Here is a 24,518-nt window from a genome sequence, read left to right as displayed (position 1 = left end):
TATGATGGGGAAAAACAACATACCGGTTGAATCATATCGCGACCCTCACCTTTTGCCATATAGCTTTGCAAAGGCAAACAGTATCCTTATAGCGGAAGATGATCTTGGACGTATTTTATGCCTTGGTCCGGAAGTTAATCGTGACATGATACCAGAAGTAATGCGAGTTTTTAGCGGCATTCAGGAAACCAGAAATTTTGAAGAAAAAGAATTCGGTGAACTTCTTTCGGTTATCTTTTCAAATCTTATTTTAGAAGAAGAAATTGAACAGTCATCTGATGATGATCAGGAAGACTTGGATGCCATTCTTGAAGGCGTTGAAAAATCGGCTGATCTACTTGCGGGTGATGATGATGCGCCGGTGATCAGGCTTCTTAATTCACTGCTTAGTGAATCAGTTAGGTCAGGTGCTTCAGATATCCATCTGGAACCTTATGAAAACGAAGTGATCGCCCGCCTGCGTATTGATGGTGTTTTAAAAGAACTCGCTACATTTTCCGCAAAACTTGCACCATACCTTGTATCGCGTATTAAGGTAATGGCAAGACTGGATATTGCCGATAAACGCACACCACAAGATGGCCGATTATCGCTTACCCTTGGGGATAAGGTTTATGACGTTCGTGTTTCCACCTTACCAACAAGATTTGGTGAACGTGTTGTGATGCGTTTATTGGATACGGAAACGGCGTTAATTGAACTTAGCGATCTTGGGCTTGATAGTGGAACGTTAGGGCGGTTTGAAAATGTGCTTAAGGAACCAAATGGTATTGTGCTTGTTACTGGTCCAACGGGTTCTGGTAAAACAACAACATTATATGCATCCATTGCGCTTTTAAATGATCAAACCCGTAATATTATGACCGTGGAAGACCCGGTTGAATATGCGGTACCGGGCATCAGCCAGACACAAGTTAATTCAAAAGTGGGTATGACTTTCGCAAGTGGCCTTAGATCAATTTTGCGTCAAGATCCGGATATCGTCATGGTCGGTGAAATTCGTGATATGGAAACGGCCGAAATGGCGGTTCAAGCGAGCTTGACGGGCCATTTGGTTTTATCAACGGTTCATACAAACAGTGCCGTATCGGCGATTTCAAGATTACTTGATATGGGTGTAGAGCGTTACTTGCTTTCATCATCCATTAAAGGGATTCTTGCGCAGCGCTTGGTTAGAAAGTTATGCAGCAGTTGTAAAACGGAAATTCAGCCAACGCCCGCTTTCTTAAGTCAGATGGGTGTAGAGAAAAGTGATGCCAAAATGGCTTGTCAGGCGGTGGGTTGTCAGGACTGTAACAATACAGGATACCGCGGCAGAACCGCCATTTATGAACTGATCATTATTACAGAAGAAATTAAGACCCTTATCCATGAAGGGGCCAGTGAACAGCAAATTGAAAAACTGGCCTTTAAAGAGGCACCAAGGCTCGCTGACAGTGGTCGTGATTTGATCTTAAGCGGAATTACAACCATGGAAGAAGTGTTGCGCGTTTCTAATTTACGGGAAGATTACAATGCCAGCTTATAACTATGAAGCATTGGATAGGTCTGGTAAGGCAAAAAGGGGCGTGATTGCCGCTGACAGCTTACGAGAGGCGCGTGAAAAACTTCGTTCAAAATCGTTATATCCGGTTAACGTCATATTGGGAAAGGATAAGGTTGGTTTTTCCATCGGTGGATTTAATTTAAAGCCATCGAAATCCATTAAGCCCAAAGATCTGACAATGGTAACAAGACAGCTTGCGACCATGTTAAGTGCCGGCACCCCTGTGGAAGAAGCACTCGTTGCCTTATCAGCACAAAGTGATAGTGCGGTGGTGAAAGAAACCATGACCAGATTGCGGGTTCAGGTTTCTGAAGGTAAAAAACTATCAGAAGCCATGGCGTCAGAAAAGAACAGTTTCCCGGCTCTTTACCGTGCCATGGTACGCGCGGGTGAGGCATCAGGCGATCTTGGCAATATCATGGAACGGATTGCGGATTATAATGAAAAATCCGAAGAAATGAAAAACAAGGTCAGTACGGCCATGGTATACCCCGCCGTTTTAAGTGTGGTTGCCCTTTCTGTACTTGTGATTTTGATGACGTTTGTTGTGCCAAAGGTCGTTTCGCAATTTGAAAATATTGGCGCGGAATTACCGGCTCTTACCAAAGGGGTGATTGCCTTTTCGGATTTTCTTTTGAATTATGGTGGGTTTCTGATCATTCTGGTTGTGGGGGGCATATTTTCATATTTTTATGCCATGAAAAACCCTGCTTTAAAATTATCTGTGCATGGCGCTTTGCTGAAAACGCCGGTTCTTGGAAAGTTGATATTATCCGTATCAAGTGCGAGATTTGCCAGAACCATGGGAACATTAATTGATGGCGGCAGTCCAGTGCCGGATAGCATCAAGGCAGCAAAAGAAATCGTCCGTAATGAGGTGATCAGAAACGCGATTGATAAAGTATACACAGGTGTTATGGAAGGGCAGGCCTTATCCGTATCATTAAAACGTGTATCAATTTTTCCGCCGCTTCTTGTTTATATGTGTTCAATGGGGGAACGAAGCGGAAAGCTTCCGTTTTTACTGCTGAAAATTGCGGATTATCTTGAACGCGAATTTGACAGTTTTACCCAAAAAGCCATGAGCCTTCTTGAACCAGCGATCGTTGTGATCATGGGATTGATGGTTGGACTTATTGTTCTTTCGATAATGTTGCCGATCATGCGGCTTAACAATCTGGTGCTTATGTAGAGTTAGGATTTATGATGAAGAAAAGAGAAAATATATTCACACGTCATTTAAATAATGAAGATGGTTTTTCATTAATTGAATTGATGGTTGTTGTCGTGATCATGGGATTATTGACCACCGTGGTTGTGATTAATGTATTGCCAAATCAGGACCGTGCCATGGTTGAAAAAGCACGTGCGGACATTCGTGTGATTTCGCAGGCAATTGAAATGTACCGTCTGGACCAGATGAAATATCCATCCATGGAGCAGGGTTTAGAAGGCCTTGTAAATGCACCGGATAATAATGCCTTTAGAAGCGAAGGATATATCAGATCACTTCCTGAGGACCCATGGGGACAACAATATCAATATTTGATCCCGGGCGAACATGGTGCATTTGATGTGTTTTCATTTGGGGCTGACGGCAGATTAGGCGGCGAAGGACTTGATCTGGATATCGGCAATTGGAACGAGGGCGCGTAAATGTTCAATACGCTTAAACAGGATGATGGCTTTTCATTGCTGGAATTGATTGTGGCGATAGCAATTATTTCATTGGCACTTTTGCCGATGATTGCTTCACAATCAACCGCGATAAAATCATCGGCTGATTTAAGCGAAAGAGGATACGCAAGCATTGTTGCTGAAAACATCATGACTGATTTCACGGCGGCTGAATTACCGCCCTTACCGGGAACAATTTCTGGCGAAGAATTTCAGGGTGGTATTGGGTTTGACTGGCAAGCGGTGGTTCGTGAGCAATCACCACTGATCACAATATCGCTTACGGTTAAACGCGTGGATCAGGATAAAGTGCTCTATCATCTGACAGGGTTTAGGAAAACCTCATGACGACCAGTAAAAATATATTATCAGATGAACAGGGCTTCAGCCTTGTTGAAACACTGGTTGCTGTTTTTCTGCTTTCAGTGGTATCGATGATTACGCTTGGCATCATGACAAATTTTGCCGATGCAAACCGTGTTCTTTCTTCAAAAATGGGCGCGATGGAAGAAATCGATCAAACCAGAGATTATCTACGTGTAGATTTAAGAGAGACATTAAACAGAGGTTTTTTTGTTGCTGAAAGCGGTAAAGAAACGAACAAGCTTTTGATGCGTTTGACACGCGGCAATAACGAACTGTCCAAAGTGGATGATAGTGTTTCACCCGTTGAAACGATCGAATATTGGTTAAATGATGAAACACTTGTAAGGCGCGTTTATGACCGTCCCGAAGCAACAGTTGATACGCCATACCGGGAATATACCCTGCTTGATGACATAAATGATTTTTCTATCAGGTTTTATAATGGCAATTTATGGCAGTCCTATTGGATGAACGCGGAAAGTTCTCAAGTAACCGCATTACCAAAAGCGGTGGAATTCTCATGGCTTCTGAATGGTCAAATTGATCATAACCAAAACCGAATGAAAACCCGATTTCAGGTAGGGGCATCATCATGAATATTTTAAGAAATAATGATGGTGCGGCACTGATGTCAGTATTATTGCTGGTATCGGTGATGTCAGCAGCGATGGTTGCAATGTTTGATATTCTTGGCTTTTATACCAGTAATACTGTTCGGGATAAGCAAATTACACAAGCAAGGCATTATGCCCGTGCCGCTGAAATTATTGGGGCGGATCAGGCCGTAAAATTGGCGGATAAACAAGATCTTCTGAATTTTCTGGGTGAAAACCAAAATGCCCAGAAAGTGACATTGCCCATAGAAAATGGCGAAATTAATGGGGCGCTGATTGAAAGGTCAAATTGTTTTAATCTTTCGTCACTTGTCATGAAAACGGGCGATGGTAAGTTTGAGGTCAATTATTCATCCTTTTCACAGTACACTAGATTACTGGAAAATTTAGGGCTTGGTAATCAGGCAGCCGCCCATTTGGCGGCAACGCTTACCGATTGGCAAGACAGCGACACAAGACCAGAACCGGGTGGTGCAGAAGATTATAATTATTCTCAGCTCGAAGTACCATACCGCGCTGCAAATGCACCGATCGCTGATATTAAAGAATTACGTCTGGTAGAGGGATATACACCGGAATTAATCGAAACATTAGAATATTTTACATGTGTTGACCCCGTATCAATGGAAACAACGATTAATTTAAATAGCCTTACTGCCGGGGATGGGTTATTGATCCAGGCATTACTGGGATTAACAAGAAACATTCAGGAAATTGAAACAATGATCGCAGAACGCCCAGCAAGCGGATATGATCATGTTTCGCGTTTTTGGGATCACCGGTTTTTTGAAGGTGTGACGTTGGATCAACAGGTTCGTGGCCAATTTTATACCCGCCCTAAACGGTATGATATCGTGATTGATGTTTCACTTTATGAAGTGCGGGTTGGTCTTTCGACGATGATATTTTTAAATAATGATGGAACCTATAAATTGGTAAATCGAAAGTTAGGGGCTTGAAGATCAATGTCTGAAATCAAGTTCCAGATCAATCAGGAAAATAAAGAAACCATTGCCATTCTTCCTGGAGAATGGGTCAGTTTCTTTGTGCTTGAATTACCGGATTTTTCTGAAAATAAACTGGATAAAATCTTACCCGGCTTGCTTAGCGACCTTGTGGCCGGAAGTATAGAAGACAATCATATTGCCGTTGTTGACAAAAATTCTAACGGACATTCTCTAGTGGCTGTTTGTCATAAAGAGCGCTTAAATGAAGCGCGTAGTTTGGCAGAACGGGACGGGCTTATATTAAATGCGATATGGCCGGAATATGCCTTTATCGCTGTTCCCGACGAAGATATTCATATTGTTCAATCAGACGATAATGCAAAGGTATCAGCAAGAAGAAAAGATGGGACAGGTTTTACGGTTCCAATGGATATGCTTGAACTGGTAACGGGTGATGCGCATACCATACAGTCATCCTTTGGCAGGGTGCCGAAAGGGGCTGGGCTTGCAACAGGTGAATATAGTCCGCGCCCACCAATTAAAGAATATTTTAAAATCACATCAAGACTTGCTGCGCTGGTGGCGACTGTTTTCATTTTTTGGATCATGTGGATTTGGATGGCAACTTCATCATTTGAGGAAGAGCGCACAAGATATGCTGATGCCTCCATTGAAGTTTTTAAGAAAACCTATCCAACTGTTACACGCATTGTAAATGTTGAAGCACAAATGCGCAGCTTGTCTCAAGGCGGTAGCGGATCTAATCAGGCCGGGTTTTTATCACTGTCAGATATGGTATTTAATGCAATCTCGAATGCTCCAGGAACCAAGCTTGAAAATTTAAGTTATGATCAAGATGGTAATCAAGAACGAGTAGATATCACCATATCCAGTATGAATTTTTCAGAGGCAGGTTTGTTTGAAGCAAATTTAAAAACGGCCGGGTTTACTGTCGAACAAGGCGGCAGTAGCCAGGATGGAGAAATGATCTATAGCACCTATAGCTTGATGAAGGTGGCGCCATGATGAATTTTTGGAATGGGCTTCAGCGTCGGGAACAAAATGCATTGATGATTATGGTTGTGGCGATCATCATATTTTTAATTTACGTCTTACTCGTAATGCCTTTAATAAGCGGCAAAGAAAATGCGTTGCGTGCATTGGACGATGAAAAGGCAAGATATGAACGCATTATGCAGCTCGCCGTTACTGCGGGGCCAAGTCAGAATGTAAGCGCAGATATTAAAGCTGTATTGCCGATTAGAGAAGCAGCAACGGATGCGTCCCGAAATGCCGGTGTATCTATTTCCCGAATTCAGCCGGGACGTGACAACACGGTTACCTTTTGGGTGGACCGGGCCGGGACATCTGAAATGATGAATTGGTTATTGATGCTTCAGAATGAATATGGACATGTTCCTGTAAAAGTAACAATTCAAAAAAATACGGGCGAGGAAACACTACGCGGGCAATTTGAATTTGAAAGTGTTGATTCATGATTTCAAGGTTTTCTCAATTATCCACGAAAATGTTAGGCGTGATTTTTACGTGTCTATTGCTGCTGTTTACAGTCATTAATTTGCCCGCCAGTTTTCTTGGTTCAAAGCTTCAAGCTAGTGGTGTCGATTATATGAACCAATCCGGTGATTTCTGGAATGCTAGTTTTGATAATCTAATCATTGCTGGTCATACGTGGCAAAAACTTGACGTAAAACCAAGGTTTTCTGGTGTGATGGTTGGTGATTTCGCAGCTGATTTTGACTTATATTCTCATGATCAACGCCTTACAGGGAATGTGAAAGTTAAAGACGATATATTAGAAATTAATAATATAAGTGCCAGTGCTGCCATTAATGTTAAGGGTTTCTCGCAACCTGAACATAAATCCTTAATTCATATGACGTCTGAAAAGCTAATTTTTAATGAAAATGGGCAATGTCAAAGCGGTGATTTTAATTTGAAATCAAATTTGTTGACAGTACTTCTAGGTGATTTGGGCCAGAATTTACCTGATTTAACAGGAAACGGGATCTGCCAAAACGGGCTAGTTCAATTTACCATGCAAGCATCCGATAATGGTTTTGATGTAAATTACCGCGGGGAAGTAAGCAAGAATGGACAGTCGGGATTGTTATCCTTTACACTACCACCCGAAATGGCCAGTAATGACCAATTAATGAATATGCTACAGTCATCAGGATTTGAAAAATCCGGTAATCAGTGGCGATTAAATATGGAATTCTCCTTATGAGCAAAAATAATACATTGTTGAAAATCATGATCGGTGCATTACCGATTGTTTTAACGGCCTGCGGTGGCGACGGTGTTTTTCAAACGACCCAGCCAACTGCACCGGAAAATGTGTCAACGTTACCGGCGCAATCCATGGAAAAAGGGGAATGTATCACTTTTTTATGGGCGGAACAGGTCAATAGACCGCTTATTTTCACACATAATATAAAAGATGACAGTGCAACAATCCTGATTAACCAACAATCTGTGACGGGAACAAGAACCAGTGTAGAAGGCAGCGTCATTCCCGGTTTTTTCACCAGCCAGAGCTATAAAGCGAATGATGCTGTTATTGATATTAAATTAAAACCGGATGCGGCACAGAATATTTATGAAGGGATTAAAATCCCATCAGGATTAATTACCATCAAAAGTCAGGACGGTAGCCAGAATATAATTCCGGTATCAGGTATGCTTGGCTGTAATATGGATAGCTGAGTTAGCGAAATTTTCTTTTTAATTTCGCTATCAATGAATGTTCTTCCATATAAGCAACATATTCCCTGTATTTCGGTTCTTCCATCAGATGCTTTTCTTCTGTTTTGGCGCGCCAATAATAGATCAGATTAACAATAATCAGCATCAGACAGTTTTGCATTGCAACTGCCGTATTAGATGTGGTTAAAAATGGCAGGAACGTAAGCCACCAAAAGACATTCTTGGAAATATAGGCGGGATGTTTTGTATATTTAAACGGTCCATCTGTAATGATACCGCGATTGGTCAGGTTTGAAAATCTGATGCCAAATACAATTGTGGCCCATGAATAAATGGCCGTAAAAATCAGAATAATGGCAGCCCAAATAATAAGGGCTGTGTCATTACCAGCAAACCACTCATGCCATTGTAAAGTATCTTTTTGATAATAAATAAATTCGTCTTTTCCAATAATGGAAAATGGTGGATAACATATAAGTGCGGCAACCCAACCCATTAGATAAGGATTTGAACTTCTGATATGACTGTTTAAAATTTTGAAGGTCATTATGTAACCAACCGTGCCGAGCGCCATATCAAAAATTAATATGTAGCGGTTGATTAACATAAAAGCTTCTGTAATCGAGATTGAACTAAGGTCCAGTTCAAAATGATTGGTAAAATATAAAATTTGCGGTGGCATAAAGGACGCCATGAAGGCAAAGAAAAACACCTTAATGGTCCATGACATACAAAAGCCTTTGATTTTATCAGCTTCTACAAGGTGTATTTGGAAAGTAACGAGTTTACCAAATTGCCAAAGTGAATCTTTTGGGTTTGTCATATATTTGGTTGTTAACCAGAAATAGACCGGTGCAATGGTTAGAATGATTGGAAGGAATGCCTGCAGTACTGATTTATAGGCATCAAAATGTTCATCGGTATAGTAATTAAATGATGAATAAACGACCATAATTGCGACGACAAGGACGAGAAAACCAACATATTTCGTTTTAACAATGGCAAATGTTTCTGATCTGGGCAGTGGTTTCGAAAAATCAAATTCATCATTTAGATAGACTTTGTTGACCAATACATCCCATGAAACCATAGACACCAATGTGATAAGCAAACAAAGAAATATTGATTGAAATGGTTGTAGCTGAAGGAAAAAGCATAAAGCTAAACTAAATGATAATGCAACGACCCCGATCCATCCGGTTGATCCTTTAATATCGCTAACTGGGCGTTCTGAAATTTTCGTCATGTTTTTTTTCAATTGTTTGTTTTTATTATTTTTATTTTCAATTAAATAGCAGGATAACATTTAATTATGCTGATCATCTGCGCGCAGTATATTGTCTATAAGTTAATGTTTGCTAAATTAGTCAGGTTAAATTTTCTGTTTGTATATTTTCATATCCCCACTAAAGTATGCGAAATTTTAAGATAAGGAAAATGGGTCTTGAGTTCTTACAAAGAAATATACCAAGCGTGGAATGATAATCCGGAAAAATTCTGGGATGATGCAGCGAGCGAAATAACTTGGTCACAACAATGGGACACGGTCCTTGATAACAGTAGAGCCCCACTATCACGTTGGTTTCCTGGTGCTGAATGCAACACTTGTTATAATGCCGTTGACCGCCATGTAGAAGCAGGGAATGGCGACAGAACGGCCATTATTTACGATAGCGCCATGACCGGTGCGTCACGTAAAATATCTTATGTAGAATTACAGGATCAAGTGTCCAAATGTGCGTCAATGCTCAGGTCATTAGGCGTTGATAAAGGGGACAGGGTATTGCTTTATATGCCGATGATCCCGGAAGCTGTGATTGCCATGCTTGCTAGTGCACGGTTAGGGGCTGTCCATGCCGTAGTATTCGGTGGTTTTGCGGCAAATGAGCTTGCCAAACGGATTTCGGATGCAGAACCAAAGGTCATCGTTTCCGCCAGCTGCGGTTTGGAACCGGGGCGCGTGATTGCTTATAAACCCATGCTTGATGAAGCAATGGAAATATCCGGATCAGCTGCAAAAACCATTATTGTTGATAGACCGGAATGTGACGCGGCCTTATTTGACGGCCGTGATTTCGATTGGTGCGATATGATGGCCGAAGCAGGTCATACTGAATGTGTGAATGTTGCAGCCACAGACCCGCTTTATATCCTTTATACATCCGGTACAACAGGAACACCGAAAGGGATCGTGCGTGATAATGGTGGTCATATGGTCGCCATGAATTGGAGCATGAAAAATGTTTATGATATGGGCCCCGGTGATGTTTATTGGGCGGCGTCTGATATTGGTTGGGTGGTTGGCCATTCTTATATCGTATATGCACCACTGATCAGGGGCTGTACAACAATTATGTACGAAGGAAAACCCGTGGGAACGCCAGATGCCGGTGCATTTTGGCGGGTGATTGCGGAACATAAGGTCAATGCGTTATTTGTTGCACCAACTGCGATCAGAGCGATTAAAAGAGAAGATCCGAGCGCAGAAGAGTTAAAAAAATACGATATTTCAGCCTTTAGGACATTGTTCCTTGCCGGTGAAAGGGCAGACCCCGATACGGTAAAATGGTGCGAGCAGCATGTCAAAGTACCAGTGATTGATCATTGGTGGCAGACGGAAACCGCATGGTCCATTTGCGCCAATTTTGTGGGTATTGAAACGCTACCTGTTAAATACGGCAGCCCAAGTGTGCCGTCCCCGGGGTATGATGTGCGTATTTTTAATGATGATGGTGATGAACTGGGCCCAAATGAGCTCGGCAATATCGTTGTAAAAGAACCACTTCCACCAGGTGGAATGCTTGGTATCTGGCAGGATAATGATCGCGCGATCAGTACTTATTTTAGTGATTATCCGGGATATTATTTAACCGGTGATGCGGGCCATAAGGATGAAGATGGCTATCTTTACATCATGGGCCGGACTGATGATGTGATTAATGTGGCGGGACACAGGCTCTCAACTGGCGCCATGGAAGAAGTGCTAGCCAATTTACCAGAAGTGGCCGAATGTGCGGTTGTTGGTGTGGATGATCAATTAAAGGGGCAAATACCATATGGTTTTATGGTATTGAAAAGCGGTGTTGATAAAAATCATCAGGATATAGTAAGTGATGCGATTGCCGCGGTTCGCGCGGACATCGGCGCTGTTGCAAGTTTTAAAAATGCGGTGATTGTAACGCGGCTTCCCAAAACAAGATCAGGCAAAATATTACGGCGTGTCATGAGCGGTATTGCCGCCGGTAAGGATATTACACCACCGGCGACACTTGATGATCCGAAGATACTTGATGAAATTAGAAACGCGTTAGGATCCTAATATTTCATCAAACGCATTGATTAACTTATCCACTTCTTCGAGTGTATTATAATGGGTAAGTGAGACGCGAACTGCGCCGTTACCACTTGTGATATCCAATTCATCGGCAAGACGTCTTGCATGGAAATCACCAAAACGAATAGCGATTTTATATTTATCCATCGCAAGACAAATTTGTTCTGGATCTTGACCTTCAACCGTGAATGCTATTGTCGGCACACGGCGCGGGCTTGATCCATCGGAAATTCCAATGACGGTACAGTCATTTCTTTTGCTTAAGTATGATAGCAATCTTTCAGAAAGGATTGTTTCCTGTTCGGTGATATCCTGAAATGCGACTTCTAGCTTTTCACGGTCACTGCCCGTACACCCTGCCATTTCACCTAACTGGCACAGGTAATCAGTGATGGCGCCAGATGCATACGAAAGCTCATAATTGGCATTGCCCGGTTCCATTTTGGCCGGAATTTTATCTTTGCCATAGAAATAATGATAAATGCTATCCAGTTCTTTCATCTGGTCATATTTGCAATAAAGTGCGGCATGATGCGGGCCATAGGTTTTATATAGACTTAAGACATAAAAATCGACGTCCCAGTCCTGAACGTCGACGGCTCTATGCGGGGCATATGCGACACCATCCACACAAATAAGCGCGCCGCGATCATGGACGAATTTTGCAATTGATTTAACATCATTAATCGTGCCTAACAGGTTGGATACATGCGTAACCGCAACCAGTTTTGTTTTATCCGTCATTAATGCGTCAAGGGTGTCTAATTCCAGTTCATATGTTTCCATATTCATCGGCCAAAATTTTACTGTGACGCCATATTGTTCGAGCCAAACCCAAGGACCGATATTACTTTCATGATCCGTAATGGTCACAATCACTTCATCGCCGGGCTTAAACTGGCTTGCCATTGCTTTACTTAAAAATTGCAATAGAACCGTTGTTGATGGGCCAAATACCATTTCATCGGCACGTGCGGCATTAAAAAAGGTAGCGATTTTTTCACGGCCTTCTGCAAATGCTTTTAAAGATGCTTGTGAAATATCATAACTGCCACCAAGCTGAACATGATGGTTGTAATAATAATGGCTTATTTTATCGACGCAGCCCTTTAAAATTTGCGAACCGCCCGCATTGTCCATATAGACCCAGTCTTTTTCTAAAGTCGGGAATGCCCCCCGAACATAATTCATATCTAGTGCCACTTTATATTTTCCTTTTTAGTGATTAAGTACGGCATTTAAAAAATTCCGTGTACGTTCCTCTTGTGGGTTATCAAAAATATCTGCTGGGCTTCCTTCTTCTACGATTTGCCCTGCGTCCATAAAAATAACCCGATTTGCAATTTGGCGAGCGAAACCCATTTCATGGGTCACGACAATCATGGTTACGCCACTTTCCGCTAATTTTTGGATGACATCCAGTACTTCACTGACCATTTCCGGATCGAGTGCAGATGTCGGCTCATCAAACAGTAGCGCTTTTGGCTCCATCGCAAGAGCACGTGCGATCGCAACGCGTTGTTGTTGTCCGCCGGATAGTTGAGCGGGGTATTTTTCCGCTTGTTCAGCGATACCGACCTTGCTTAGTAATTCAAATGCAGTTTTTTTCGCATCTTCTTTTGAAATGCTTTTTATCTTCATCGGGGCCAGTGTCACATTTTCTAAAATGGTCATATGCGGGAATAGGTTAAAATTTTGAAAAACCATTCCTACATCCGCACGAACCGATTTTAAATTTTTACCTTTTTTGACTTTGGTCCCCTCTACTGTGATGCTACCTGACGGGTCATATTCTTCTAATAAATTGATGCATCTAATCATTGTTGATTTGCCGGAACCCGATGGCCCGATCACGCAAACGACTTCCCCTTCTGCCACATCAAGGTTGATATCTTTCAAGGCATGGAAAGTTTTATAATGTTTATTGACATTTTTTAAATGGATCAGGCTCATGATTTATTCCCTGCTTTGAATTTTTTCTCAAGGCCTGATACCCAAAGGACCAGTGGCAATAAAAAGGCCAGATATATTACGGCCGCGGCAATAAGCGGGGTTGGGTTTGCGGCTATCGCTTGTGCCTGTGTTGCTTGTTTCAATAAATCCGGCATCGCTACCACGGACGCAAGCGCCGTATCTTTTACCACATTGATGCAATTATTGGTCAGTGGTGGAATAACGATCTTGATCGCCTGCGGCAAGATCACCTCTTTCATCATATCCTTGTAACTTAACCCTAGTGCCAGTGAGGCTTCAAATTGGCCTTTTGGAATGGCTTCGATGCCGGCTCTAAAAATTTCAGCTGTATAAGCACTTGATACGATGGTTAGTGCAACTGCCGCTGCAGCGAAGGGGGACAGGCTTAATCCAATGAATGGAAGCGCATAGAAAATGATGATTAAAAATACCAGTAGCGGAATTGACCGAAATACATTGATGTAAATTTTCACAATCAGTTTTAAGGCGTTATGGGCATATAACCTTATCAGCGATAAAAATAATCCAATAACCAGACCCGCGACTATTGATAAAGCACCAAGCTGAATGGTCGTGATTAATCCATCAATAAGCATTGGCCATGCTTGTAAAAACACATCCTGATTAAGGAAAGTGGAAACAAAATCAAATCGTTCCATTGTTTCCAAAGCTGGCATTGGCATGATTTGAACGGTGGATGTGGTCTCTTCTGCGGGTGATCCAAACCATTTTATGTGCAGTTCGTTCAAATACCCTTCATTTTTAAGATCGCTAATAATATTGTTGACCACTTCTGCAAAAGGGCTGTTTTTTGCAAGCATTAACCCATATTTGGCACCTGTTGGAATACGTTGGGCAATTTCAAGGTGTGGTTTATCCTGTGTGTAATATAATAATCCCGGAATATCGCTGATGTACCCTTTGATACGGCCAATTTCCAGATCAAGCATCGCGGGCGCAAGCCCCTCATAACGACGGATTTCAGCAATGCCGTATATTTCTTGATTATTTGTTGTCCAAATATCGCCCGTCGATCCAGTATCAGCCCCGACCATATGACCCTTTAAATCATTTAAAGTATTAATATTTGAACCTTTTAGTACTGCGAGTGATTGATCGCTGTCGTAAAAGGGTTGGGTAAAGGAAACACTTTTAAGGCGTTCATCCGTTATGCTCATGGATGAAATGGCGATGTCAATTCGTCCTGATTGTACCGCCGAAAAAAGACCATTAAACGGTACATTCATGACGTTGACTTCGCGACCTAATCTTTTGCCGATTTCTTTTACTAGATCGACTTCATAACCCACAAAGTTGCCGTTTGTATCCTGAAATTCCCAAGGTATGTTGCCGATATTAGCGCCGACGTTAATCGGGCCATCTGAACTTTGTGCCGATAAAGAAACCGGCACAAAAATCAGCAAAAACGTCAGGATTTTCAGGATCGTTTTAATCAACCGCAGCCAACCTCTTCGCAAGTCTTTCCAGCAAACGGCTTAAATCCTTATGATCTGCATCCGTTAGCGCGTGATCAACATTACGTACTTTCGCAGATGTGATGACGCCGCGGCGATGCAATGTTTCTTTTCTAACCGCAAGGCCGTAACCAGGTTGTTGTTCATGTTTAATAACCGGCAGATATTGATCAAATAAATCATCTGCGCCGTCTCGGTCGCCGCTTGCGTGTTTATTGCAAACGCCAACCAGCATTTCCGGATACGCAAACCCTGTCATGGCGCCATCTGCACCGCGGTCCAGTTCCTGTGGCAGGTATAGACCACCATTGCCACATAAAATACTGATACGGCGAATGTTTTGCTCTTCTGATTTTTCGCGAAGTTCCGTAATTTTATAAAGGCCCGGCCAGTCTTCGTGTTTTAGCATTACGACGCGCGGCACATCACGAATGATTTTAAGCAGGCAATCAACAGAAATCGGTGCTTTGGTCGCAAGCGGAAAATCCTGATAAATCATCGGAATTTCGCCGCCCAGCGCTTTATCCACGGCCACATAATAATCATAAATTTTTTCATCACTATCCAGGGCGGCAAATGGCGCAACCATGACGCCAGCTGCGCCTGATTCCATTGCTGAATGAGAAAGTGCGACCAGTTTATCCATGTCCGTGTTACTAACACCAACCACAACGGGCACACGCCCATTAACGCGGCCGATCACACGGTCCATAACCGCTTTTGATTCTTCAGCACTTAATTTTTGTGCTTCGCCCATCATGCCAAGGATTGTAATCCCGGTAACCCCCTTTTCCAGATAGAAATCGGTAAGGGTATCAATGCTATCAAAATCAATACTGTCATCATCCAGAAACGGTGTTGCGGCGATGATATAAACGCCAGTGGCTTTTTCATTAAGTAATGCTGTCATTTTATTGCTCTTTTTAAAATAATTTGGCGTTAAAGTTTGTTTTAGGGTCCATTTCCGGCACCCTTCTTTCAAGTGGTTTGGCAAATTCCGAACGGTCACGTTTCAGATAAATACCGCTGCCGCGTTCAACTTTTAATTCCTCGTCTTCGACAACGATGCGGCCACGGCTGATAACCGTTGTTGGCCAGCCATTGGAAACCATACCTTCATATGGCGTATAATCCATATTGTCGTGAAGCGCATCTGCGGTGATGGTGACTTGTTTTTCAGTATCCCAAATCGCAAGGTCAGCGTCTGACCCAACGGCAATGGCGCCTTTTCGTGGGTATAATCCATATTTTTTCGCTGGAATTGTTGTTGTTACGTCAACGAAGCGGTGAATATCCATGCGACCTGTTTGAACCCCTTCTGAAAAAAGAAGCGGCATACGAATTTCAAGTCCCGGTACACCGTTGGCAATTTTTTTAAAGGTTGGATTAGGACCGGCGGAAAGTTTACCGGTGTCGTCGAAACGGTAAGGGGCATGATCCGATGAAAAGACGCTGAATGATCCGTCAATAAGGCCTTCCCAGATGATATCCTGATTTTCTTTGTTCCTAGGCGGCGGGCTACAGCAGAACTTGGCGCCTTCCATTCCGTCTTTATCCAGGTCGTCAATGGTTAGGAATAAATATTGCGGGCAGGTTTCGCCGTAAATTTTAAGGCCGCGTTCTTGCGCACGTCTGATTTCATTAAGGGCTGATTCTGATGATACATGCACAATAAGAAGCGGCGTATCAAGCAGTTCCGCCAAGGAAATCGCGCGGTGGGTTGCTTCTTTTTCAGCGATGCTCGCATGGGCAATGGCGTGATATTTCGGTTCACCATGTCCTTGATCCAGTAGCTTTTCCGTGATCCAGCGGATCACATCATGATTTTCCGCATGAACCATGACCATGGCTTGTTCCCTGCGGGCGGCGGCAAGGACGTTTAGAATTTCATAATCATCCAATTTCAAATTGTCATATGTCATGTAAATTTTAAAGGATGTGATACCGTCTTCGATCATGGCCGGTAATTCCTGACCGATAATCGCGTCACTTGCGTCTGAAATGATCAGATGAAAGCCGAAATCAATCACGGATTTCGGTGCGGCGCAGGCCATATAATCATCAACAACTTCACGCAGGCTTTGACCACGATGTTGTGCGGCAAACGGAATTAATGTCGTTGTGCCGCCAAATGCAGCTGAAACGGATCCGCTGTAAAAGTCATCGGCTGTCATAAGACCGGTGGATGATTTTTGTTCAATATGACAGTGCGCATCAATACCGCCCGGGAGAATTAATTTACCTTCTGCATCAATTTCACGTACGCCTTCTTCGAGGACCTCGCCAAGCGCGGCAATTTTGCCGTCTTTAATACCGATATCCTGTTTAATTTTTTCTTTATGAGTAACGGTATGACCGTTTCTAATAACCAGATCGTATGCCTGCATGTTCGTTATTCCAAAATGTTATATTAGATGTCATTTTTATTATTTGAAAATGGTATTCAGTTGGTATACCATCGGTACACCATTTAATCAAGCGAGCAATTATGTCGGAAAAACCCAGTCAAAACCTAGCATTTAGTGATCACGAAAGTGCTTCTGAAAATGATCAGGAGTTAAGCCTCGGTGAACGCACATATAGCCTGATCAGTGACATGATTTTTAACGGTGAACTGGAATATGGGGATCCCGTTCAGGAAAGAAGGTTGGCGGAATTATTAAATGTTTCTAGGACACCGGTCCGCGAAGCTATCAATAGACTAGAGGCTGAAGGATTTCTTGAACGTACATGTGGCCGGGTCATTGTGCGTGAGGTTAAATTAAAAGAATTTGTGGAAATTCTGCATGTCAGGAAACTTCTTGAATGTGATGCAGCAAGAGAAGCGGCACAAAATATTGATCCGGATGAAATTCAAAAGGTGCGCGAAAATATTGAAAAATTGTTGGATAAAGAAAAAGTGACTGGCTTAGAATTGCGTGAAGCGGATGATGAATTTCACAATTTTATCGCCAGAAATTCCAACAATAGTCTGCTTGTTGAGCTTATCGCGGATCTTCGCCGTAAAACATCCATGTTTGATCATGAAAGATTACCAAACCGCAAAAATCCGGGCAATAAAGAACACCTTGAAATTCTTGATGCCTTGGCGGCGGGTGATGGTGCGCTGGCAGCTGAAAGAATGGCCAATCATATTAATAACGTACATAGTAGTATTTTTTCTCACTGGGGATTTAATAAATGAATGAAAATAAGCCACGCATTCTGATGCTGAATGCAAACTCGTCATGTTCAGTGACAAAGGGCATGGAAGAAGAATTAAGCGGCCCATCGAAACTGCTTAATGTGACGATTGATTTTGATCAGGTCGATGATGCACCGGCGGCCATTGAAACAACGGAAGATGTACATCTTGCCCATAAACTGGTCCCGGAATATGTGGAAAAATCAGATTATGATGCCTATGTGATTGCCTGTTTTTGTGATCCGGGCGTTCAGGAATTGCGGGCACGCGGTCATCAGAATGTTTTCGGCATTGGTGAAAGCGCCATGCATCTTGCGGCCAATAGCGGTGGAAAATTTGGTATGCTTTCTATATCGGATGTATCGATCGCGCGCCATGTTGAACAGGTGAAACGTGCGGGGTTAACGGATATCTTGGCTGCTGATTTGGCTTTAAATCTTGGGGTTCTCGAGCTGGAAGACAAAGTACTGGCCAGACCACGCATTGAACAGGTGGGAAAAGAGCTTGTGGATAAATATAATGCGGAATCAATCATTTTGGGTTGCGCGGGCATGGGCCTTCATAAAGAATGGCTTGGAAATTTATTGAATAAACCGATTATCGATCCTTGTTGGGCCGGCCTTTCCATGGCGGTGGCTTATCTCGGGTCAAAATAATTTCTAATTTTTAAGGAGAATATAAAAATGGATTTAGGAATTAAAGGACGTAAGGCTATTGTCTGTGCGTCATCAAAAGGACTTGGTAAGGCGTGTGCCATGACACTTGCGGGTGACGGTGTGCATGTATTTATCAATGGCCGTAACGCAGAAGTGCTCGAAGCAACAGCACAGGAAATCAGGGAAAAAACAGGTTCAGAAGTAACCGCAGTAGCGTGTGATGTCACAACACCGGAAGGCCGTGAAAAATTACTGGCCGCTTGTCCGGATCCGGATATCCTTGTGAATAACGCAGGTGGCCCACCAACAGGAAACTTCCGCGATTGGGACCGTGACACATGGATCAAAGCACTTGATTCAAACATGCTGACACAAATTGAACTAATTAAAGCCGTGGTTGACGGCATGATTGAACGCAAATTCGGCCGTATCGTAAACATCACTTCGGGTGCCGTTAAAGCGCCGATCAACGTTCTTGGTCTTTCTAATGGCGCGCGCGCGGGTCTAACCGGATTTGTAGCGGGTGTTGCCCGTACAACGGTTCAACATAACGTAACCATCAATAATCTTCTGCCTGGACCGTTTGAAACGGACCGTATCGAACAGGTTGTTGCTGGCGAAGCCAAAGCAAAAGGCATCAGCGAAGAAGAAGCACGCAAAAGCCGTATGGCCGCAAACCCATCAGGTCGTTTTGGCCAACCGGAAGAGTTTGGCCAAGCATGTGGTTGGATGTGTTCTGCGGGTGCAGGTTACATGACGGGTCAGAATATCCTGCTTGATGGCGGTAATTTCCCGGGCGTGATTTAAGTTAATCATTATAGATTTTGAAAAGGCTCCCTTCTGGGGGCCTTTTTTATTTTATTGACTGGGGCAGGTGTAATGGCAATAATCATGTAATCGGTTACAAAAAGGCTAAGCACTATGATTTACACCAAAAAGAGTATTTTTTTTCTTAGTCTTTTTTCCCTTATCGCCTGTTCTGAAGAGCCAGAAATACAGCCTCAACAGGATAAACCCAACATCATTTTGTTATATGTTGATGATTTGGGCTATGGCGATATTGGTGTAAATGGCGCTACGAAAGTAAAGACGCCACATATCGACAGGCTTGCTGCAGAAGGTATTAATTTTACTGACGCCCATAGCAGTGCAGCAACCTGTACGCCGTCACGTTATGCGCTACTAACGGGGGAACACGGTTTTCGCATTGATAGCGATATTTTAGAGGGTGATGCACCTGCTTTGATCGCATCCGATAGGCCGACATTACCAAAAATGCTTAAAAAAGCGGGTTATAAAACCGCGGTAATTGGAAAATGGCATCTTGGCCTTGGTGATGGAAATGTCAATTGGAACGAACCTGTTTTGCCCGGCCCGCTCGAGATTGGTTTTGATTATAGTTTTCTTTTACCAATAACAGGGGACCGAGTTCCAACGGTTTATTTGGAAGGGCATCATGTCGTGAATGCTGATCCGAATGATCCAATATCGGTGAGCTATACTGGTAAAATCGGTGACAGGCCACATGGCAGTGAACGTCCTGATCTGGTTCGGTATCAAGCCGATCCACAACATAATGAAACCATCATCAATGGGGTTGCCCGAATTGGATCAATGGCAGGAGGGGAAAAGGCGCTTTGGGATGATGAAAATATCCCGAATGTTCTGAATGACAAAGCCATTGATTTTATAAAATCGTCGAAAGATGACCCATTTTTCCTCTATTACGCTTATCACGATATTCATGTGCCGCGTATGCCGCACCCCGATTTCGTTGGTTCAACGGATATGGGGCCACGCGGGGATGCTATCGCACAGGTTGACTGGGTTGTTGGTGAAATCATGGCCGAACTTGAAAATCAAAATCTTTCGGAAAATACCATCGTGATTTTCACCAGTGATAATGGCCCGGTTTTAAATGACGGATACATGGATGATGCCGTGGAAAGGCTTGGAAGTCATTTGCCGGCTGGGAAATACCGCGGCGGAAAATATAGTGCTTATGAAGCAGGCACACGCATGCCCACCATATTAAAATGGCCGTCAAAGGTTGCGCCAGGTACAAGCAATGCTCTTGTATCCCAAATTGATTTATATGCGTCCCTTGCATCATATCTTGGAATTAAGCTTGAGACGGGTGAAGCCAAAGATAGCCTTAATCAATGGGATGCTTATCTTGGCAAAGATCAAACTGGCCGTGAATTAATGATCGAAGAATCTGTGGTCAATATTTCATTAAGGCAGGGAAGTTGGAAATATATCGTTCCCACCACACCAGACCGTATCAAACGCGCAGAATGGGTTGCAACTGATAAAGACATCGACGGCGGCTTTATGAAAGATCCGCAGCTTTATAATTTATCTGATGATCCATCCGAACAAAATAATCTGGCAAGTGAAATGCCGGATAAAGTTCAGCAAATGCAGGCAATCATCGATCATCTGCAAAATAACGGTTTCAGGGAATAATTATTCTTTATCCATTCTATCGGTCTGTCCGGTATCCATTGGAATTTTATCCGCAGGACAGCTTGCCGATGTATCAGGGCCGAGTGTCACTAGGTCCATATATGTGGCGGTGGCGTATGACATAAAGCCGGGCACACCGTTAGTAATACTGCTGTCGACCACATGCGGAAATTCAACAAATATGGAATAGGGGTGACCAGTTTTTAGAAATTCTGCTTCAACCACGACTTCGGTTGTGTCCCATTTGGTATATTCCCCCTGAAACGGCAACCCGGTATGGGTGATGCGTTCACCGTAACAATCGGCCATAACGACGAATATCATGTCATCAACAATGCCCTTGGGATCATTTTGACCATTGGAATAATCAGACCAGCGAATGGTGAGCTGCTTACCCGCGTCAATTTCACCTGATGGGATACGTTCACCGTCCTGATGAAATGTAATCGTAATGGGTGCGGGGATATCGGTATTTCCATTTGGTCCGGCGATATTCATGGTGGAATTTATGGTGCGACCCTGCATATCAAAATTAATGGTGTAATCGCCATTGGGATAGGCGGCGTCCAATTCCGCGACACTATCGAAATGGCCGCCTTCCATATAATAATCTTTTTTTCGCTTTTCAAACGGCATAACGTTATCGGGATCGGCATCACGGGTAATGGTTACGTTATTAAGCACCGCCCCTTCGTTAAAGAATATTTCCGAAAACATGTGATTATTCAGAAACGTCAGGCTGTCATCGGCATTCTGCGTATAATTGGCGGATTTCACCATCACAAAAAAACTGACATCGCGGTCTGGATCAATATCATTCAATGCGGTTTCGTTATTCGCTGGCGCACAAGAAAAAACCGTCGCAAGACACCCCAATAATCCTATTTTTTTAAGCATTTCTTTCCCCGATTTGTGTTTTTCATAACATCATTTATAGTCAAACTATAAAAGCAAGGAAATAAAATGCCAAATCATAATGAAACCTCAGGCAGAAGATCATTTTTAAAATATGCATTAAGTGGCGCATCAACGGTTGGCGCGCCGACATTCGCCCGTGATTATCACGGGGAACTCGGGGTAAAGCCGTTTATCAATGCCATTGGGCCCTATTCATCCCTTGGGGGCGAAGAAATGTGGCCGGAAGTAATCGATGCCATGGATTACGCCGTGCAAAATAAAGCGGATATGGAAGATTTACACGACGCGGTTGGAAAACGTATTGCAGAATTGCTGGGGTGCGAATATGCGGCCGTGACCGCCGGGGCGACATCGGCAATTATCCTAGGCACGGCCGGGTGCATGTCTGGTCTTGATAAAGAAATACTGGAAACATTGCCCCATCCGCCAGAAAGCACAAAGACCCAAGTGATCCTTCAATCATCACACAAATATTTATATGACCGTGCCTTACGCGTGCCGGGGGCGGAACTTATCTTTGTGGATACAGAAGATGACTTGATCGCCGCCATCAACGAAAAAACGGCGATGATGTTTTATGTGCGCAAAATGGACGGCCAAATACCCCTTGAACGTTGGATCCACATTGCCAAGGACCATAATATTCCAACCCTTTGTGATGCGGCGACCACCGTACCACCCATTCAATATCTGCTGGATACGGTCAAGCTTGGCTTTGATATGATTTGCTTATCGGGTGGTAAGGGGCTTCGCGGCCCCTATAGCGCAGGATTATTATTGGGCAAGAAAGATTTAATTGATGCCGCCAAGGCAAATGGTTCACCCAATCACCGCGCAGTGGGCCGTTCCATGAAGGTCGCACCCGAAGAATATTTAGGGATGATGGTCGCGGTCGAAAGATCATTAGAACAAAATGAGGCCGCCGACATGCGTGATTACATGCGCATCACCGGCTATATGGCCGCAGAAATTAATGCGCTGCCGGGCGTTACCGCAGAAGTATTGACCGCAGACGCACAAGGCATGGAACCATATGTCAATGTGAACTGGGATCAGGATATTTATAAAATTTCCAAGGATGAAATGAAGCTAAATTTGCGAAACGGGGACCCCTGTATTGAACTGCGCGCCATGTTCCTGTCATTTGGGGAGCTACACATCACAGGACATATGTTAAAACCCGGCGAGGAAAAAATAATTGTCAGGCGCGTGAAAGAAATACTCAAAACCAGTAAAGGAGATAAGTCATGACCAATAGACGTACCCTCCTTAAAGCAGCGGCCCTTTCCATTCCCGCTAGTCAAATGATTACGACACCAGTAAAGGCGCAAGCGGTGTATCAAACACCCAAAACTTTCAAACGCGATTATTTTAAAGAGCTTGGTGTCACCCCCTTTATCAATGCGGCGGGTGGTTATTCCGCCTATGGTGGCGCACGTATGCGGCCCGAGGTCGCGGAAGCGATCCGCTACGGCACATATAATAAGGCGAAAGTATCTGACCTGCATAACGCCGTCGGCAAAAGGATCGCCGAATTGGTCGGCTGCGAAGCGGCCATGGTGACATCCGGCGCAACCGCGTCAATGGTACTTGGCTCCGCCGCCTGCATGACCCGGGGCGATAAAGAAAAAATCGAAATGCTGCCGACAACAACAGGGATGGCGAACGAGGTCATTATTCAAAAAAATCACCGTTATACCTATGACCGGGCCCTGATTGCCGCCGGGGCCGTATTACGTGAAGTGGCAAATGAGGCCGAATTAATCGACGCCATTGAAAACGGAAATCCGGCGATGATGTTCTGGCTGCTCGCCAATCATAATCCGGCGGGTGATAACATCCCCATGGACCGTTATCTTGAAATTGCCGGGCAATATAACATCCCGACCTTTCTTGATGGTGCCACCATGACGCCACCGGCAAGCAATGTGGTGGATGCCTGTAAGCTTGGCTTTGATATGGTTGGCTTTTCCGGTGGTAAGGGCCTGCGTGGCCCCTATAGCGCGGGGTTACTACTTGGAAATGCGGACTATATCGCCCACGCCCGCGCCAATAATTCACCCAATTCCCGTGCCCTGGGCCGGGGAATGAAGGTCGCACCCGAAGAATATCTCGGCATGATGGTCGCGCTTGAGGTCGGATTAAAAGCAAGCCAAGAAGATGATTTTAAAGAAAAGCGCGAAATATTCGAAAGAATGATCACCGAAATTGGTGACATTCCATCCCTAAAATCTGAAATCATTGTCGAGGAAGGCATGGTCGCCGAAATGTACCTCGACCTCGAATGGGACCAGAATGTCATCAAATTAACACCCGAAGATTTCGTTAATTACCTCGCCACCGGCACCCCCTCCATCCGCATCCGCATGCTAAAATTCTCCGGCGGTCGCATAAACTTTTCTGCCACGGTTCTATCGGCGGGTCAGGAGATCACTGTGGGTAAACGGGTGAGAGAAGTGTTGATGGGGCAAATCTAGATGTCATTCAAAACTTGATTTAGAATCCACAGAATTTTATCATTCTGGTATATCATAGCATCGGGACATCAAAATTTTAGCATTACGGAATAACGTGCCAATCCAAAAAGCTTCTTTATTTGAAGGAGGTTGTAATTTTGCCATAATGTTG

At 43.7% G+C, this 24,518-nt stretch carries 24 protein-coding genes and 1 pseudogene; 17 read left to right on the top strand and 8 right to left on the bottom strand.

The features are described from left to right. Position 1 precedes the first annotated feature (1 nt). From KW060_RS15160 to KW060_RS15115, 10 genes are read left to right on the top strand one after another with little or no spacing between them, the layout of a single operon-like run. A complete protein-coding gene (locus KW060_RS15160) occupies positions 2-1,528 on the top strand; it encodes a GspE/PulE family protein (RefSeq protein ID WP_249036274.1) in 1,527 nt (508 codons plus the stop codon). Further along, positions 1,515-2,738: a type II secretion system inner membrane protein GspF gene (gspF, locus tag KW060_RS15155; protein WP_249036273.1), complete on the top strand. Its 1,224-nt coding sequence runs from the start codon at positions 1,515-1,517 to the stop codon at positions 2,736-2,738. Before KW060_RS15160 ends, gspF begins: the two co-directional genes overlap by 14 nt. Positions 2,739-2,749: 11 nt before the next feature. Then, positions 2,750-3,202 (top strand): type II secretion system major pseudopilin GspG, encoded by a 453-nt coding sequence (gspG, locus tag KW060_RS15150; RefSeq protein WP_274757304.1) that lies wholly within the window; start codon positions 2,750-2,752, stop codon positions 3,200-3,202. Next, the gene (locus KW060_RS15145) at positions 3,203-3,571 is read left to right on the top strand and encodes a type II secretion system protein (RefSeq protein WP_249036272.1); all 369 of its coding nucleotides are present in this window, start codon (positions 3,203-3,205) and stop codon (positions 3,569-3,571) included. It abuts the gene before it with no gap. Then, a complete protein-coding gene (locus tag KW060_RS15140; protein ID WP_249036271.1) occupies positions 3,568-4,185 on the top strand; it encodes a type II secretion system protein GspJ in 618 nt (205 codons plus the stop codon). Before KW060_RS15145 ends, KW060_RS15140 begins: the two co-directional genes overlap by 4 nt. Next, entirely contained in the window at positions 4,182-5,162 is a 981-nt protein-coding gene (gspK, locus tag KW060_RS15135) for a type II secretion system minor pseudopilin GspK (RefSeq protein ID WP_249036270.1), read from the top strand. Before KW060_RS15140 ends, gspK begins: the two co-directional genes overlap by 4 nt. Positions 5,163-5,168: 6 nt before the next feature. Then, positions 5,169-6,176, top strand: a complete 1,008-nt coding sequence (gspL, locus tag KW060_RS15130) for a type II secretion system protein GspL (RefSeq protein ID WP_249036269.1) — start codon at positions 5,169-5,171, stop codon at positions 6,174-6,176. Further along, the gene (gene gspM, locus KW060_RS15125) at positions 6,173-6,649 is read left to right on the top strand and encodes a type II secretion system protein GspM (protein ID WP_249036268.1); all 477 of its coding nucleotides are present in this window, start codon (positions 6,173-6,175) and stop codon (positions 6,647-6,649) included. The genes gspL and gspM overlap by 4 nt, the downstream gene beginning before the upstream one ends. Further along, positions 6,646-7,401, top strand: a complete 756-nt coding sequence (locus KW060_RS15120) for a hypothetical protein (RefSeq protein WP_249036267.1) — start codon at positions 6,646-6,648, stop codon at positions 7,399-7,401. Before gspM ends, KW060_RS15120 begins: the two co-directional genes overlap by 4 nt. Next, entirely contained in the window at positions 7,398-7,880 is a 483-nt protein-coding gene (locus KW060_RS15115; protein WP_249036266.1) for a hypothetical protein, read from the top strand. The genes KW060_RS15120 and KW060_RS15115 overlap by 4 nt, the downstream gene beginning before the upstream one ends. A gap of 1 nt (position 7,881) precedes the next feature. On the opposite strand, the gene KW060_RS15110 is transcribed toward KW060_RS15115, so the two are convergent. Then, the gene (locus KW060_RS15110) at positions 7,882-9,126 is read right to left on the bottom strand and encodes a methyltransferase family protein (RefSeq protein ID WP_249036265.1); all 1,245 of its coding nucleotides are present in this window, start codon (positions 9,124-9,126) and stop codon (positions 7,882-7,884) included. Positions 9,127-9,324: 198 nt separating this feature from the next. Between KW060_RS15110 and KW060_RS15105 the strand changes: the two genes are divergently transcribed. After that, the gene (locus KW060_RS15105) at positions 9,325-11,199 is read left to right on the top strand and encodes a propionyl-CoA synthetase (RefSeq protein ID WP_249036264.1); all 1,875 of its coding nucleotides are present in this window, start codon (positions 9,325-9,327) and stop codon (positions 11,197-11,199) included. Here the strand turns inward: KW060_RS15105 and KW060_RS15100 are convergent. The 6 genes and pseudogenes from KW060_RS15100 to hydA all read right to left on the bottom strand — a co-directional run bounded on the left by KW060_RS15100 (position 11,188) and on the right by hydA (position 17,050). After that, positions 11,188-12,417, bottom strand: a complete 1,230-nt coding sequence (locus KW060_RS15100) for a cysteine desulfurase-like protein (RefSeq protein ID WP_249036263.1) — start codon at positions 12,415-12,417, stop codon at positions 11,188-11,190. The two genes, KW060_RS15105 and KW060_RS15100, sit on opposite strands and share 12 nt — an antisense overlap. Before the next feature lie 15 nt (positions 12,418-12,432). After that, positions 12,433-13,167: an amino acid ABC transporter ATP-binding protein gene (locus tag KW060_RS15095; RefSeq protein ID WP_274757303.1), complete on the bottom strand. Its 735-nt coding sequence runs from the start codon at positions 13,165-13,167 to the stop codon at positions 12,433-12,435. Continuing rightward, positions 13,164-13,847: an amino acid ABC transporter permease gene (locus KW060_RS15990; protein WP_420833203.1), complete on the bottom strand. Its 684-nt coding sequence runs from the start codon at positions 13,845-13,847 to the stop codon at positions 13,164-13,166. The genes KW060_RS15095 and KW060_RS15990 overlap by 4 nt, the downstream gene beginning before the upstream one ends. Before the next feature lie 72 nt (positions 13,848-13,919). Beyond that, positions 13,920-14,600, bottom strand: a pseudogene (locus KW060_RS15985) (ABC transporter substrate-binding protein); the annotation flags it as partial. Positions 14,601-14,637: 37 nt separating this feature from the next. Beyond that, a complete protein-coding gene (locus tag KW060_RS15085; RefSeq protein ID WP_249036261.1) occupies positions 14,638-15,573 on the bottom strand; it encodes a dihydrodipicolinate synthase family protein in 936 nt (311 codons plus the stop codon). Between the two features lie 13 nt (positions 15,574-15,586). Continuing rightward, positions 15,587-17,050, bottom strand: a complete 1,464-nt coding sequence (hydA, locus tag KW060_RS15080) for a dihydropyrimidinase (protein ID WP_249036260.1) — start codon at positions 17,048-17,050, stop codon at positions 15,587-15,589. Positions 17,051-17,151: 101 nt separating this feature from the next. Here hydA and KW060_RS15075 point away from each other — a divergent pair, with 101 nt between their 5' ends. From KW060_RS15075 to KW060_RS15060, 4 genes are all read left to right on the top strand, one after another. Beyond that, positions 17,152-17,847, top strand: a complete 696-nt coding sequence (locus KW060_RS15075) for a GntR family transcriptional regulator (RefSeq protein ID WP_249036259.1) — start codon at positions 17,152-17,154, stop codon at positions 17,845-17,847. Continuing rightward, positions 17,844-18,503, top strand: a complete 660-nt coding sequence (locus KW060_RS15070; protein ID WP_249036258.1) for an aspartate/glutamate racemase family protein — start codon at positions 17,844-17,846, stop codon at positions 18,501-18,503. The genes KW060_RS15075 and KW060_RS15070 overlap by 4 nt, the downstream gene beginning before the upstream one ends. Positions 18,504-18,530: 27 nt before the next feature. Continuing rightward, complete coding sequence (locus tag KW060_RS15065; RefSeq protein ID WP_249036257.1) at positions 18,531-19,310, top strand: SDR family oxidoreductase; 780 nt, start codon at positions 18,531-18,533, stop codon at positions 19,308-19,310. Between the two features lie 219 nt (positions 19,311-19,529). Next, positions 19,530-20,972 carry a sulfatase family protein gene (locus KW060_RS15060; RefSeq protein WP_274757302.1) on the top strand — a complete coding sequence of 481 codons (1,443 nt, stop codon included), beginning with the start codon at positions 19,530-19,532 and terminating at the stop codon, positions 20,970-20,972. Here the strand turns inward: KW060_RS15060 and KW060_RS15055 are convergent, their stop codons facing one another. Further along, a complete protein-coding gene (locus KW060_RS15055) occupies positions 20,973-21,869 on the bottom strand; it encodes a hypothetical protein (RefSeq protein ID WP_249036255.1) in 897 nt (298 codons plus the stop codon). A 66-nt stretch (positions 21,870-21,935) separates the two neighbouring features. Between KW060_RS15055 and KW060_RS15050 the strand changes: the two genes are divergently transcribed. Beyond that, the gene (locus KW060_RS15050; protein ID WP_249036254.1) at positions 21,936-23,141 is read left to right on the top strand and encodes an aminotransferase class V-fold PLP-dependent enzyme; all 1,206 of its coding nucleotides are present in this window, start codon (positions 21,936-21,938) and stop codon (positions 23,139-23,141) included. Continuing rightward, positions 23,138-24,367, top strand: coding sequence for a beta-eliminating lyase-related protein (locus KW060_RS15045; RefSeq protein WP_249036253.1), 1,230 nt, complete (start codon positions 23,138-23,140; stop codon positions 24,365-24,367). Before KW060_RS15050 ends, KW060_RS15045 begins: the two co-directional genes overlap by 4 nt. Positions 24,368-24,518 lie beyond the last annotated feature (151 nt).

The organism is Pseudemcibacter aquimaris (assembly GCF_028869115.1).
Taxonomy (GTDB): domain Bacteria; phylum Pseudomonadota; class Alphaproteobacteria; order Sphingomonadales; family Emcibacteraceae; genus Pseudemcibacter; species Pseudemcibacter aquimaris.
Note: the sequence above shows the minus strand (reverse complement) of the source record. Positions and strands in the feature narration are given on the sequence as shown.